General features: G+C 35.4%; 14 protein-coding genes and 1 riboswitch. Of the genes, 8 read left to right on the top strand and 6 right to left on the bottom strand.

The features are described from left to right. Positions 1-93 precede the first annotated feature (93 nt). Positions 94-1,485 (top strand): sigma-54 interaction domain-containing protein, encoded by a 1,392-nt coding sequence (locus M2M59_RS02185; RefSeq protein ID WP_249775335.1) that lies wholly within the window; start codon positions 94-96, stop codon positions 1,483-1,485. 135 nt (positions 1,486-1,620) lie between these two features. Here M2M59_RS02185 and M2M59_RS02180 read toward each other — a convergent pair whose 3' ends face one another. Beyond that, positions 1,621-2,493, bottom strand: a complete 873-nt coding sequence (locus M2M59_RS02180) for an AraC family transcriptional regulator (RefSeq protein WP_249775334.1) — start codon at positions 2,491-2,493, stop codon at positions 1,621-1,623. Positions 2,494-2,944: 451 nt separating this feature from the next. On the opposite strand from M2M59_RS02180, the gene arr reads away from it, so the two are divergent. Further along, positions 2,945-3,361, top strand: a complete 417-nt coding sequence (gene arr, locus M2M59_RS02175) for an NAD(+)--rifampin ADP-ribosyltransferase (RefSeq protein WP_249775333.1) — start codon at positions 2,945-2,947, stop codon at positions 3,359-3,361. Positions 3,362-3,487: 126 nt separating this feature from the next. Here the strand turns inward: arr and M2M59_RS02170 are convergent, their stop codons facing one another. The 4 genes from M2M59_RS02170 to M2M59_RS02155 all read right to left on the bottom strand — a co-directional run bounded on the left by M2M59_RS02170 (position 3,488) and on the right by M2M59_RS02155 (position 6,091). Continuing rightward, positions 3,488-3,859 carry a DoxX family protein gene (locus M2M59_RS02170; RefSeq protein ID WP_249775332.1) on the bottom strand — a complete coding sequence of 124 codons (372 nt, stop codon included), beginning with the start codon at positions 3,857-3,859 and terminating at the stop codon, positions 3,488-3,490. Between the two features lie 418 nt (positions 3,860-4,277). Beyond that, a complete protein-coding gene (locus M2M59_RS02165; RefSeq protein WP_249775331.1) occupies positions 4,278-4,847 on the bottom strand; it encodes a hypothetical protein in 570 nt (189 codons plus the stop codon). Positions 4,848-4,905: 58 nt separating this feature from the next. Then, positions 4,906-5,340 carry an NUDIX domain-containing protein gene (locus tag M2M59_RS02160; RefSeq protein WP_249775330.1) on the bottom strand — a complete coding sequence of 145 codons (435 nt, stop codon included), beginning with the start codon at positions 5,338-5,340 and terminating at the stop codon, positions 4,906-4,908. 85 nt (positions 5,341-5,425) lie between these two features. Then, positions 5,426-6,091: a DNA alkylation repair protein gene (locus M2M59_RS02155; RefSeq protein WP_249775329.1), complete on the bottom strand. Its 666-nt coding sequence runs from the start codon at positions 6,089-6,091 to the stop codon at positions 5,426-5,428. Positions 6,092-6,246: 155 nt separating this feature from the next. On the opposite strand from M2M59_RS02155, the gene M2M59_RS02150 reads away from it, so the two are divergent. The 6 genes from M2M59_RS02150 to M2M59_RS02125 all read left to right on the top strand — a co-directional run bounded on the left by M2M59_RS02150 (position 6,247) and on the right by M2M59_RS02125 (position 13,810). Next, positions 6,247-7,683: an AcpB/EbpR/MafR family transcriptional regulator gene (locus M2M59_RS02150; protein ID WP_249775328.1), complete on the top strand. Its 1,437-nt coding sequence runs from the start codon at positions 6,247-6,249 to the stop codon at positions 7,681-7,683. Positions 7,684-7,860: 177 nt separating this feature from the next. Next, a complete protein-coding gene (gene deoD, locus M2M59_RS02145; protein WP_066784006.1) occupies positions 7,861-8,568 on the top strand; it encodes a purine-nucleoside phosphorylase in 708 nt (235 codons plus the stop codon). Between the two features lie 44 nt (positions 8,569-8,612). Continuing rightward, entirely contained in the window at positions 8,613-9,890 is a 1,278-nt protein-coding gene (locus tag M2M59_RS02140) for a purine/pyrimidine permease (protein WP_249775327.1), read from the top strand. A gap of 48 nt (positions 9,891-9,938) precedes the next feature. Then, on the top strand, positions 9,939-11,120 hold the full coding sequence (locus M2M59_RS02135; protein WP_249775326.1) for a NupC/NupG family nucleoside CNT transporter: 1,182 nt from the start codon (positions 9,939-9,941) through the stop codon (positions 11,118-11,120). A 254-nt stretch (positions 11,121-11,374) separates the two neighbouring features. Next, positions 11,375-11,460, top strand: a riboswitch (cyclic di-GMP riboswitch). A gap of 23 nt (positions 11,461-11,483) precedes the next feature. Further along, on the top strand, positions 11,484-12,260 hold the full coding sequence (locus tag M2M59_RS02130; RefSeq protein ID WP_249775325.1) for a hypothetical protein: 777 nt from the start codon (positions 11,484-11,486) through the stop codon (positions 12,258-12,260). A 515-nt stretch (positions 12,261-12,775) separates the two neighbouring features. Further along, complete coding sequence (locus tag M2M59_RS02125) at positions 12,776-13,810, top strand: acyltransferase family protein (protein ID WP_249775324.1); 1,035 nt, start codon at positions 12,776-12,778, stop codon at positions 13,808-13,810. A 115-nt stretch (positions 13,811-13,925) separates the two neighbouring features. On the opposite strand, the gene M2M59_RS02120 is transcribed toward M2M59_RS02125, so the two are convergent. After that, a complete protein-coding gene (locus tag M2M59_RS02120; RefSeq protein ID WP_249775323.1) occupies positions 13,926-14,714 on the bottom strand; it encodes a DUF7669 domain-containing protein in 789 nt (262 codons plus the stop codon). Positions 14,715-14,994: the final 280 nt, after the last annotated feature.

The raw sequence follows: 14,994 nt of genomic DNA, 5'->3' as shown, positions 1-14,994 counted from the left end.
TTTATAGCACTGTATGAAGTTTTTTAAATTTTAAATATTTTAATATTCTTTTGCTATAATAGAGTTATTAGATATTAAAAAGGGAGGCACATGATGAACGGATTTCAAAATATTCCCTTTAACTGGCTTGAAAAGATTATCAATCTAGCAGCAGAGCGAATTGTTTTAGTCAATCGCCAAGGAATCATTCTCTATATTAATACGGCTTATTGCGATTTTATTGGAACCACTGTTGATTGGGCGATTGGCAGGCATATTGAAGATGTGATTGAAAATACTCGTATGCATATCGTGGCAGAGACCGGCCGTGCAGAACTGGCTGCAGTCCAATCGATTAATGGCAGCGAAATGATCGCGAACCGTTTCCCTCTAATTATAGATGGCGAATTGGTCGGAGCCCTAGGCACAGTGATGTTCAGCAATCCAGAGGAATGGCAGAAATATCAGCGAAAGATTCAGTCACTGGTCGATGAGCTCGCCTATTATAAAACTCGGTTCGAAAAAGAATTGAAAAGCAAATACACCTTTGATGATTTAATCGGGAGTAGCACAGACTTCATAGCTGCAAAAAAACTGGCGGAAAGAGTAGCTGGAAGCCAATCGTCTGTTTTGCTGTTGGGTGAATCGGGCACGGGAAAGGAATTATTTGCGCATGCCATTCACTCGGGCAGCCCTCGTGCATCATTTCCTTTCGTCCCCATTAATTGCGCCTCTATTCCTGATCATTTATTGGAATCTGAGCTATTCGGCTATGAGGAAGGCGCCTTTACCGGAGCTAAAAAAGGCGGCAAAAAAGGACAATTTCAAAACGCAAACCTAGGGACAATTTTTCTGGATGAAATCGGTGACATGCCCCTTTCTATGCAAAGCAAGCTACTAAGAGTTCTGCAAGAAAAAGAAGTACAGCCCATCGGTAGCCAGCAATCCATCCCAATCGATGTTCGTGTCATCGCCGCCACACATCGGAATTTAGAAAAAATGGTGCAAGAGGGAAAGTTTCGACAAGATTTATATTACCGATTAAATGTCATTAAGATCGACATTCCCCCTCTACACAAACGGAAAGCTGATATTCCGATAATTAGTCTGCATTTATTAGAAAAGCTAGCGAAGAAATTTTACCGTGAGGATCTATCTCTTTCACCGGAAGTCATCCAAAGGCTGCAAAGCCATATGTGGCCTGGCAATATTCGTGAACTGGAGAACGTTTTAGAACGTGCCATCAATGTACTCGACGGGAAAACCATTGAGCTGTTTCACCTGCCTTTATATTTACAGGATGTAGCAGAGGATCCAAAAGACACTCCATTTGAAGGTCAGACTACTATTCCTTTAAGCCCCTTAAAAGATACAGTCGCTCAGGCTGAAATGTCGGCGATTCGCCGCGCGTTAGCTGTTACAAAAGGAAATAAACAAGAAGCCGCCAAGTTGCTGCAAATTAGCAAAACCACCTTCTATGACAAATGCAAACTATATAATTTATAAGGAGCAACCTACTGTGATGATAGTAGGATTGCTCCTTTTTTCTTTAGCCGCCATCATTGTGGGCAAGCCGTAAATCCTTTAAACACATAAAAAACCAGCCTATTAAGACTGGTTTTCACTCTAAATAATTGGTTTTTAATTCGCCTTTTGCTTCAAAGGAATCCATATCTCAGAATATAAATCCTCACTCGAAGGGTCCTCATCTGAATATACTTCTAATTCTGGGGTACCCGCGTGTTCATATGAATTTGAGGGAAACCACTCTTGAAAAATCTGCTTCCACACTCGTTGCATAGCATCTGGCATGGGTCCGTGAACCTCAAAAACTGCCCATCTAGTAGCGGGAATATCAAGTGTTTCCAAACCTTCAGGTGTTGTACCAGCATATTCTGTAGCTATCCAATAATCAAATAAATCACTTTTGCTTTCCGTTGTAGCAGCACATACACCAAGAACTCCATTAATTTTTCCATTGTTCAAGCTAAATAAAAGATCGTCCGTACCGTCTTTATTCACTTGATCCCACAATTTAGGTATCCCTTTAAGGTTCTCATCATTCACAGTTGAAAACTCTCTTTTTATCCCTACTACCTGAAAACTTTCTCTTTCAACAATTTTATACTTCATCGGCTCTGCCCCTTTCAGACTCACCTGGATGACCAGGCGGTTATAAGAATTAAGCATCCCTTTATTAAACCGCGCTTCTCTAGGTGTTATCCCGTGCTGCCTTCGAAATGCTTTGGTAAACGATTCAGGAGTTTCATAACCATATTTAAAGGCAATATCAATAACTTTATTTTTCGTATTAGAGAGTTCCTGCGCAGCTAAGGTTAACCGTCTTCGTCTTATATACTCTCCAACGGTACTATCAGTTAAAATATTGAATGTTCGTTGAAAGTGAAAGACGGATGCTTGTGCCTCCTTTGCTATATCGTCGATTGTCATTTCCTCTAACAAATGTTCTTCTATAAAGTTTATTGCCCTCTGTAAAGAATCAATCCACTCCATATCGCACCTCCTTGAATTAAGAATACTAATTTCATGGCCATAAAACCTGTCATTATCTGCTTTTATAGGACCGTTTTTTATTTATATCCAGTAGTAGTTTCTTCTCCAAGTAAGAATGGTTCTCCTTCAAATGAACGGTTTGTCTAAAAAAAACCAGCCTATTAAAAGACTGGTTTCTTACCACATACGTATTAATAATTGAAAGAATAGAAAAGAAAATAACTCCTCTACACTATAAAAAAATCTTACTCTTCAAGAAGAATAAGGTTTCTGTCTAAGTTTGTTATATAATTCTAAATTGAAATAATCAGCTTGGTTAAAAATAATGTCATTAACCTCTTGCCTCTACTTACATTATAACCCAATCTAAATATTATTTATAGACTGTTTTTTCGCTCTGATCCTGCTTTATACTGTAATACGAAAGTCTACAAATAAGGAGAGTGGCTATATGAATAACCAAACGAATACCTTAGATCCTGGGCCTTTCTTTCACGGTACGAAAGCAAATCTGAAAATAGGAGAACTGCTTGAACCATTATACTTATCCAATTATCAGGATAAAAAATCTAACTATATCTATTTTACTGCCACATTAAACGCAGCTAAATGGGGTGCTGAATTAGCCAGAACTAATTCAAAAGAGAGAATCTATATTGTAGAACCATTAGGTGATTTTGAGAATGATCCGAACTTAACTGACAAAAGATTCCCGGGAAACCCTACACGTTCTTATAGGTCCAAATCTCCTTTGAAAATTGTAGCCAAATTAGGTTCATGGGAAAGGCATTCCGATGAAGAAATAAATCATATGATCACATCTTTAAAAAAATTAAGTGAAGAAGGAAAAAATGTAATATACGATTGATTAGTTAGCCTTAACTAATTTTCCATAGAAATACCGTATTCAGAGGTCAACTCTTGAATACGGTTTTTTGTTTTGTTTGAAGCCTACAATACCACATACGCTTCGACAGATGTGTTCTTCTCAACTTTAATTTTCTCTTTTTCCAAGCTTTAGAGCTCCCATAATCAAAGGGATTTGTAGTGGCAGACGAAGCCATAGGATTAAAGGATTTGCTTTTTGACCTGGCTTGAATGATATTTTCTTTATTGTCATATACACATTTGCCGGAAAAACGGCCACCATAAAGAAGGCTAACAATTTACTTGTAATGGCTTGACCTTTTTTCACCCAAAGCAATACTGAAAAGATAATCTCAAACACGCCTGTCACTAATACAATAGCTCGACGGAATGGGAGGATTTTCGGTACGATCCTGCGGAAACCGGGTTCATGGACGAAATGCAGGACCCCTGCTCCAAATAAAATAACCGAATAGATGGATCTCAAAAAAGTTTTCATCTGCGTACTCCCTTCATCTTTATATTCCTTCTTATTGTAACTCTTTATTACCTTACAACACATTGTGTAAACAGAACAATTTTCATCCGTTCATAACAGTAGATAATATATCCTTTTAAGTTGCAAATTGTAAATTTTTAGTGTACAGTAAATATACAAAACAACGAACTAAGAGTACGATTCTCAGAGTTTATTATAACCGCATTTGTTTTGATTTATCTTAATGCTTCGCTCAGAAAAAATAGTATGGAAAAGAGAGAATGTTAAATGCACATTAATTATTTTGATATAACTTTTACTCTGTTATTTTTCATCGCTTTATTTTTTGTTATAGCCTTTATTAGACGTATGATAGCAATAAAAAAGAGCAGCTAATGCTGCTCTTTTCTTATTGTCTGAATCCATTCCCAGTCATCCCCTATTCATGAACTGGTATATAACCCTTCTGAACATAAATTACCGGATCAAAGTATGTGTTTTGATTATATTTCTGAGATATATCAGCACTTATTTTTTTAAAGGTCATATAGCTTTGATTTGTCTTACTCATTTTTACTTTTGCTGATATATAAATACTTTTTTTATTTTTAAAAGTTAATTTAAAATAATTTTTGACGTTCTTTTCTTCAACAAAAACACTATTCGTTAAATGATTAGGCTTATTTAAAACTTGTTCAATATGTTCTAATTCTATATTAGTAACTGATTTAGTTTGTAAATATGGTTTTAAATAATTCACTTTCCACTCTGGCTCTGTAATGGCATCTCTGGATTGTACAATATTCATTGTTAGAGTTATCAAAATCGCCATTACAATTACTATTGAAATTGCATTCCCTACAATAGTTGCGGCTGTCTTTTTCGTTTTTACAAATTCAACTAATATAGCCACTAAAACAATTGCCCAAAACACACATGCCACTATTGCTATAAGATTATTATCCACGTTTATTTTGTCATACATTAATTTAACTTTTTCTATATTCATTGGAGCACTCATTTCTTCGTAAGTTTACTTTTTTATCATTCTTGGCTTTAAGGTGAAATTATGAAATATTTAAATACTGTTTTAATAAGTATAAATGATGTTCATGGAAAAGATGCTTTTCTAAATAATTGAAATCAACCCAGCGCATTTTTTCTTTTTCAACTGGTTCAGCTATCTTTTCTAATAGTTTACAAGTGTATAATATTCCGATATTGTGTTGAGAGTCGCGAGGATATTTTGCTGAAACCCAATGTCTTTCAGCTTTACCCATCTGCTCAACGATTCGAATTTCATGACCTGTTTCCTCAATGCTCTCTCTTAATAATGCAACTTCAGGCGATTCATCTATTTCAATCCATCCACCAACTAAAAATAAATTCCCATCCAAATCTTCGACACATAAGAATTGTTGTTGGTCATTTTGAATAACAGCATATGCTCCAGTTCTTTTCCAATAATTTAAATCGTAATTACGTTTACCAAAAGTTTTCATTTTAGCCTCCTATTTGGAATTCTAGCGATATTATAACATTAAAAAAAGACCCAAAACGGTGTTTGGGGACTTTTCTTTATCTTCTCTAGAGTCTTTTCAAGGCCTCACGTTTACTAAGCGGTTTTAATTGATTTGTTCCTACGAACTCCTTTACTGCATCAGGGTTCGTCTTCCCATATTCTCTCAAGATCCATCCTATCGCTTTTTGAATAAAGAATTCATTGCTGTCGGCTCTTGTACGAATATAGTGAAATAGGCGGTCTTCGTCTGTTTGTTCCCTATACCGAAGCTGGTACAGTAATGCTGATCTTTGTAACCATATATTGTCGTCTAAAATCCACTCATCTGCATACGAAGAAATCAACTGTGGATAAGCTGTAAACAAATACCCCATTCTATGGGGCGAAAGTACATCCACCGTATCCCACCATGATTTCGTCACCAACAAAGAACATAGCCACGGCATATCCTCAGGCGTAAGTTCCTTTTTTACCTTCTCTAGTATATCGAGCGCCGCCTTTTGATACTCTCTTTCGGGAAGCTCCCATAATGTTAAAATGACCTCTTTTAGATTTTCTTTTGAGGGGACACCATGTTCGTTCAAAAATTGTTTCGTCAGCTTTCTGCGGATAGGTGTTCGAATTCCTAAAAATTGAAACTGATTGCGCAAATAATTTTGCGACCAGTTCGCGTATTCTTCATCCTTATGTTGGTTATATAATTCAACCAGTTGTTTTATGTAACTGTTCATACCTGCCACCTGCTCTAAGTTATTTATATTTCCCTTCTTTAAAGCTTATCTCATTGTACTCCTTATTAATCACTTGATCCTTGCATCTGTTGTTATAATTAAAAATATCAAGATTTCTAAACAAGCCAATCGATTGACTGGAAAGGGATGGGAAGTTGGATAAAGATTACATAGCAGCACGCCAATTATTGCTTTTACTTGATTCGGAGGAAAGATGGTTTACTTTAACAGAGGTTAAAAAGGAGTTAGGAAGCTCTGATAAAACAATTCGAAAAATAACAGAACGTTTAAATAAGCAGATGCCATCTGATATTTCGATCCTTGTATCGAGAGGAAAAGGGATTTATCTTCAACGTGATGGCCAAAGCAAGACTATCAGTGAAGTCATCTCTAGTATTTTCCGGCAAACCATCTATTACAGATTAATGAATATATTGTTTACAAGCGGCGCCAAGCACTCTTTAGAAGAAATTGCCGAGCTTTTATTTATGAGTGCTTCATCATTAAAAAAGTTAATTGTGCAATTAAATAATAATGATTTAAAGCCATATAAACTGCAGATTACCTATTCGGCTCCAAGGGTAAAAGGGAATGAATTAAATATCCGATATTTTTATTGGAAGTTATATGAAAATGCATATAAATTCACAGGGTGGCCTTTTCAGAATATCAGCTTTGAATATATTCAACAGCTTATAACAAGCTTAGAAAGTCAGCAAAATATAGTTTACTTTATTAATTCTAAACGGCGACTAACCTTTTTAGTAGCTATCATTTTGCAGAGAGCGGCAAAAGGTGAATTTGTGACTATTGAAGAAGATAATTATCCCTGGGAAGAAGGCTCCTTTCATATCCCGGTAAAAGAATTAGCAGAAAAAATGGAAGAAAAACTCCTAGTCGAAATCCCAAAGAACGAAGTGTATTTTATGCAATCACAGTTTAACCTTAGTCAATATCATTACTATGAAGGCTCTGAAATGACCCCCATAAAAGAGATAGAATTATATAGAAATAAGCGTGAATTCCATATGGGCAATGAGTTAATCTCGCTATTGACAGATTACTATGTGCATATAGAAGAAAAAGAACACTTCCAGTTAGAAATATATAAGTTCTTTGAGAAGCTTTTAATTGATAATGCCATTCCTGGCTGGATGGCCGTGACAAAAAGCGTTTTAACCATGTATGTTCAGAAAGAGTGTCAACAGATTTATCAAGAATTGGATCATTGCATGAAGAAGTGGCAAGCTTCACATCCATCCATTTTATATAATGATTACCATTTAACAAAATTGACCTTGCTTGTCCGTTCAAGTTTACGTTACAAAAGTAAAAAGGCTTTTCTTATAATGGGAGAGGAATTTTCGATTCGGCACTATATTGCCAATTTAATAAAAAAAGAAATTGGCGACCAATTAATAATCGATACATCTATAATGAAAGAATTGACGGATGAGATGGTACAACAGCATCATATCGACTTTGTCATTAGCAACTTGCCTGTTTCTTTAGAGGCTGTACCTGTTGTAACCATATCCACCATTCCTTCTAAAAGAGACTTAGAGAATATAAGAAAAGAGTTGCTACGATAATTTGGTCAAATTTTTTCTGTATTCATAGTAAAATTCTTATCTAGTTTCAAAAAGTTAAAAGCCTTATGCTCAAAGTAGTTCCAAGTTCGTTTTGGAATCACTTTGAGCTTTTTTAATTAAAAATGGAAGCGTTTACTAGAGTTTATATAAAAAATTAGATTTATTGGAGGAATAGATATGAGTAGACATTTGGGTGCGCAAAAAGGAGAAATAGCAGAACGTGTATTACTTCCTGGAGATCCATTACGAGCAAGGTTTGTGGCTGAGAACTTTTTGGAGAATGCCTATTGCTATAGTGAGGTAAGAGGAATGTATGGTTATACAGGCACGTATAAAGGAACTCCAATTTCAGTCCAGGGTACGGGGATGGGAAATCCATCCATGAGTATTTATGGTACTGAATTGATCAATGATTATGGTGTGAATAAATTAGTGCGCATAGGATCTTGTGGCGCTATGCAAAAGGAGATTCAGGTTCGTGACATTGTAATTGCACAATCAGCTTCTTCAGACAGTAATTTGACAGAGAAAATTTTTTACGGAAGCAATTTTGCTCCAACCGCAGACTTTCATTTACTAATGAAGGCATATCAACATGCGCAAAGCAAAGGGGTAAATGTTTTCGTCGGAAATATTTACAACTCTGATGAGTTCTACCGTGAAACATTAGATAGACTTCATAAGTTTATGGAGTTTGGCGTTTTGGCAGTTGAAATGGAAAGCACAGCTCTTTATACATTGGCTGCTAAGTATGGTGTAAAGGCATTATCTATTTTGACTGTAGGGAGCCAATTATTAACTGGTGAGTTCTTAACACATGAAGAAAGCGAAAGTTCTTTCCATGAAATGGTTGAAGTTGCCCTTAATACTATTATCGAAGATTAGTAGATGACTAGATAGAAGCAATATTACAAGAATCGAGTGAAAATATGAAGATTATATTATCTGGATTGCAGTGGATGATCTTTATGGTTGCTGGTGCGATTGCAGCTCCAATTGCAATTGCAGATTTATATAATTTAACAGCGGCCGAAACATCAGGATTAATTCAAAATACAATCATTGCTTTAGGAATAGCAGGCCTATTGCAAGCCCTTGTTGGCCATAAGCTGCCCATCCATGAAGGGCCAGCTGGATTATGGTGGAGCATATTCACCATTTATGCAAGCTTAGTTGGCGTTTTGTACACTTCACACATTGCCGCCTTGCAGGCATTATGCGGAGGAATGGTCATCAGCGGCTTTGTATTTATTATTCTTTCAATATTTAAGCTACTGGATAAAGTTGCCCGTTTATTTACCCCAACTATTACTTTTGTTTATATGTTTTTACTTATCTTTCAATTGAGCGGCTCATTTATGAAAGGAATGTTGGGCATTTCATCTACCCATCCAGCATTGGATGGCAAAGTATTATTGTTGTGTGTCATTGTCGTTTTTCTTACATTTGTTTTCGGCAATAGCCGTTTCTCTATACTCAAACAATATTCAATTATTCTTAGTATAATGATTGGCTGGGTTCTATTTTTGGCCTTTACCAAGGTATCTATAACGATTAATAAGACCGAAATTATTAGGCTTCCTGAGCTTTTTCCGTTCGGACAGCCTACCTTTGATAGCGGAACCATCACCACAGCTTTATTATTAACACTTTTACTAATCACCAATGCTATTGCATCGATACGTTTGATGGAGAGTGTTGTAAATTCTCCAGTTTCAAAGAGCGATAATCGTTACAATCGTGCTGGATTGGTAGCAGGTATAACACAATTAATGTGCGGCTGTTTGGGGGCAGTTGGCTCGGTTCCTATTTCAGGTGCGGCGGGCTATGTTGAACAAACAGGAATGAAAGATCGGGCTGCATTCATCATTGGCTGCAGTATTGTCGTAAGCATTTCTTTATTGCCGCCCATTATGGGCCTTATAGCAAGTATACCTACACCTATAGGCTATTCCGTCACATTTGTTATTTTTGTAAAAATGTTCGGCATCTCTTTGAAGGAGTTAAAAAAGGTGATAGATGAAGAATATACAGCTTTTATTAGCGGTATTTCTCTTCTGGTTGGCATTGGTTTAATGCTCATCCCAACATCTGCACTTAGCGAACTATCGCCCATTATTATTGCTGTTTTAAATAATGGATTAATTTGCGGAAGCCTTTTAGCGATTATCTTAGAACAAACTTTAAAGTGGAGACGAATTCACTAAGCTAATCTTTTAAATTCGCACAGTTTAACTATATAAGGAGGGAAAAGAATGCATTATTTAATATCAATAGTAGGGCTATTTTTAGTTCTATTGCTAGGATGGGCTGCAAGTAATAATAAGAAGAAGATTAAATATCGTCCAATCATTGTCATGGTGGCTTTGCAGATCATTTTAGGATTTCTTTTACTTAAGACAAGCATTGGGGAATTTCTGATTAAAGGATTTGCAAACAGCTTTTCGAAACTGCTTGGCTATGCTGAGGAAGGAATTAATTTTGTTTTTGGAGGAATGGCAAACGAAGGAGCCCATACATTCTTCCTATTCGTTTTAATGCCCATTGTTTTTATGTCAGCGATCATCGGGATATTGCAATACTATAAGATACTCCCCTTCATCATCAAATATATCGGTCTGATTTTAAGCAAGATCAATGGTATGGGAAAGCTAGAATCTTACAATGCAGTGGCAGCTGCCATCGTAGGACAGAATGAGGTATTTATCTCGGTCAAAAACCAAATTGGCTTTTTGCCTAAACACCGGCTCTACACACTATGTGCTTCTGCCATGTCAACGGTGTCTATGTCAATTGTCGGTTCATATATGACAATGCTAGAACCTCGCTATGTAGTTGCAGCATTGGTTTTAAACTTATTTGGCGGTTTTATTGTTGCATCTATTATTAACCCTTATGAAGTAACACCAGAAGAAGATATTATCCATATTCAAGATGGCGAAAAGCAGACATTTTTTGAAATGCTAGGCGAATACATCATGGATGGTTTTAAAGTTGCTATAGTAGTTGGTGTCATGCTAGTTGGATTTGTTGGGTTAATTGCCTTAATTAATGGTATTTTCAGCGGTATATTCGGCATGAGTTTTCAAGCGATTTTAGGTTATGTTTTTGCCCCTATTGCCTTTTTAATGGGTATACCCTGGCATGAAGCAGTTAAGGCCGGAAGCATTATGGCCACAAAACTTGTAGCCAATGAATTTGTTGCAATGCTGGATTTTGTTAAAGTGAAAGACCATTTAAGCGAGCGCACAACAGCCATTGTTTCTGTATTCCTTATTTCTTTTGCGAACTTCGGTTCTATTGGCACAATTGTAGGTGCTGTAAAAGGCTTGAATGAAAAACAAGGCAATGTTGTTGCACGATTTGGCTTAAAACTATTATATGGCGCTACACTCGTAAGTGTATTATCGGCCATTATTATTGGTATTGTCTTTTAAGATAAATGTCATCCCTAATATAATCTGCAACCTCCACTTCGATTTGATGTGGAGGTTTATTTTTTTATATAAGTATAGAGAGTACACTACTACTGATGCTGCATGATCTCTATACAATAAAAATGAGGCTAATCGCAGTGTAAACTCAATATTCAAAAAATATTTCTAAGAATAGGCCTTATTAACCTATTCAACATACAAAAAACTCATTATATTTATAAATAATTGTTGCTGTTTCTTCTGTATAAAGATAGACAACGACAAGGCAACACTATAGAAATATAGTTGCGCAAAGCTATAGGGGCTAAGGTGGTTTCCACTAAGCCAGCCAGTTACCGAATTATCTATAAAAGGAGAATGTATATGATAAACATGAAGAAAGCATGGAGTGTAGGACTAGCAGCAACATTGCTACTGTCACAGGGAATGACTGTAGCAAATGCAAAAGAACATTCAGAAAAAAGCCATGGGAAGAAAACACAAACTCATGACAAAAATAAAAATAAGATCGCTGATAAATGGGAAAAGAAGTATAAGCTAACAGGTAAAAATATCGCTTCACAAGACAAAGATAAGGATGGTCTTCCAAATATAGTGGAATACCAGCTTCACTTAAACCCTTTATCTGCAGACACTGATAAAAATCATGTAAACGATGGGTTGGAAGATGCGGATGGTGACAAATTAAGCAATAGAGCTGAAGTAGAGCTTAGGACGGATCCCAGCAATCCAGATTCTGATCATGATAAAATTAAAGACGGTGCTGAAGTAGACAAGCATGGCGTAGAATACTCAAAAAAAGTTCATGAATTCGAACTAGAAATTGAGACTGATGATGATGACTTCGAGGCTGAGTATGAATATAAAAAAGGCCATGCCAAAATAAAAGTAAGTAAGAAATTCATTACAAAAGCGACGGTTGAAGCCTTAGTAAAGAAATTTGAAGCAGCCACGGAGTTAACAGAAGAAGAAATGCAATCAATTATTGAAACAGAGTTACACTTGGAAGGTTCATATGATATGGAAGCCGAAGTAGAATTTTTAAATGGCAAAGAAGTAGAATTTGAAAAACAATCATTAGATCACGATGATTCCCAAGCAGACGATGATGATAATCAAAATGATGAGGACGAAGATTAATACCCTTGAAAAGCCAACAATTTTGTTGGCTTTTTATATTATTTCCACTGAAAAACTATGGCTTCACTTTAATAGTTTGAATGGAGAAAAAAAACATAATAAAAGGACTTTTTAATATGAATTCAAACAAATCTACTCCAATAGAAACAAAGCAGTATAGTAAAATTTCGCTCTTTTCATTAAAGTATTATGATTTTCCTTGTAAGATACTTTTATAGCCATTAAGATTTAACATAGTGACCTCAAGAATAATATCAAATTTAGAAGGACGAGAGAAACCTCCCTTAGATAGAAGCTTAGAATGTTACTGTGCTAAATATACTTTTTACCATTAACTTTCTTTCAGAAGTCCCACTCTCACAGTTGGGTCTTTTATTTTTTAGGTCGCCATTTTGCATTTTAGATTAGTTTTAGAACCAACACGAAATAATGCGCAAACTAGCTTCATAATTTAAAAACTATCTACTATATCAATAATATAATTGATAGTTGAAATGAAAGTGAGGAATTACGTATTGATTGCTAAAGAACGAGTTTTTACTTTTGATAATTCAAAAGCTTTATTGATTTTTCTAGTAGTTCTCGGGCATTTCGTTGACTACTATACTGATATCTCTCGTAATATGCAGGTTCTATTTTTCTTTATATATATTTTTCATATGCCTCTCTTTATCTTTATAGCCGGTTTATTTAGTAAATCTACTATTAATAAATCACCATTTCGAATTGATCGAGTACTGACTTTCTTATTGCTCTATTTTATATTGGAAATAGTGCTGTATCTTATGCTTCATGTATGGTTTGGAAGCGATAGCTATGACTTAACCATGTTTTCTGAAGATGGCGTATCATGGTTTATGTTTGCCATGGCAGCGTGGCTTTGCATAGGTTACTTCTTAAATCAATTCAAACCAAAGTATGTGCTCATTGGCACTACAGTATTAGCCTTATTAGTTGGCTACGATAAAGAAGTAGGTGATTTTTTAGTCGCTTCTCGAATTATAGTCTATCTACCTTTCTTTATGGCGGGTTACTATACAAATCCGCAAAAACTCGCGGGTTTTTTACAAAAAAAATCTGTTCGCATAACAAGTGGCATTATTCTCTTATTGACGATAGCCTTTATCTACTTCAATATTGATCTGATTTATGGCTTACGTCCTCTATTGTCAGGTCGTAATGCATATGTAGTTGCCGGCCTGCCGGTCATGGGTGGTTTTATCCGTCTAGGTTTAATGATTGTGACAACGATTGTCTCTTTAGCCGTTATGGCAATCATGCCTAACAAAAAAACATGGTATACAGTAATAGGAGTAAGATCTCTACAAGTTTATTTCTTGCATCGTTTTATCCTATTTATTTATCAACATTATCACTTGAATGACTACTTAGCTAAAATTTCACCTAACCATTGGTTAGAAATATATCTATGTTTCGCAGCCATTTTAACACTACTCCTATCCTGGAAAGGCTTCGGATGGATACTTATTAAAATCCAATCCATTTCTTATGTACGATTTAAGAAACAAGAAGAAGTAGTTAGACAATAAAAACAAAGCCCTCTCCTTGTGCGAGGGCTTTGTTTTATATATATATAACGATAGCTACTCAACCATCATTTCTCCACTTTGTTTATCTTCTTTTAGATTAAAGTATAATCTCGTATTAGAGTTCACTTTCCTCCAGATTATGCAATTCATAAACCCCCTTGCCTATCCGTCTAAAATCATTATGTACCGTTACATGATGTTTCGGAGCATTTACACAACATCTTGATGCGATGTGCGTTCTAATCGTTGATTCTTTATATTTCGTATTTAACTTATTCATATACTCAATCACTTCATTGATTGTAAATTCATTTTTACCTTTATCTTTCACTAATGACGTGACGGCTGAAAGTAACTCACCCCTACAATTTGCTTTCCGCCTTGATTTTCTTAATTTTACGCTTTCACTAACAAGCTTCTTACTTTCCAAAACTATTGATCGCTTTGTTTCGCTCGAAATATTCCATACTGGATTTACCTTCGCAATTAAGGCTGATTCTATACTAAATTTGTTGTCTGTCTCCAAGAAATACAGTTTAATTTCTTGAGCTACCTGGCTCGCTTCATAAATTAGATGATTTATACGACAATTGTTAGATTCTCCTCCAATAAAGCATTTTCTTGGTGAAATCATGCCGTATCCCTTATTAAATCTTCGCGAAAGACTTTCGCATACACCTATATAGACAAGTTCATTATTTAAAGCGATTGCATATAAACCCGCTTGCTGTATATCACTTGGGATAGAGAATTTGCAGAACGGCCCCTGACCATATTTATTCAAGGATAACCCTTGAATATTATTATTTTCGACATGTACCTCAAAACTTTCAACATTCCCATTATGGTCTCTCAAAGGTTTTATATCACAAATAAATTTAAATTGATTTTTCAAATCCTGCATTTCAAACAAATCCTCCCTTATAATTCGTATCTCAGAAAATATAAGATATATTCGTATATCGAAAAGTAAAAAAACTATATTGAATTGATTTTATCGGTAAAAGGCTATACTCCGTTTTAAAAAAAATCGTAAGCATCAACATCACATTTTTAGGTATTTATTACCTTACTTATTTTTATTATAAGGTAATAAGTATTAATTTTCTGTAAAAATTAAGTGAATAATAACCTATATTTTACACATATTATTACCAGTTCGGCTTGTTGTAAAGTTTTATATC

Origin of the sequence: Rummeliibacillus sp. G93 (assembly GCF_023515935.1) — a bacterium.
GTDB classification, from domain to species: Bacteria; Bacillota; Bacilli; order Bacillales_A; family Planococcaceae; genus Rummeliibacillus; species Rummeliibacillus stabekisii.
Note: the sequence above shows the minus strand (reverse complement) of the source record. Positions and strands in the feature narration are given on the sequence as shown.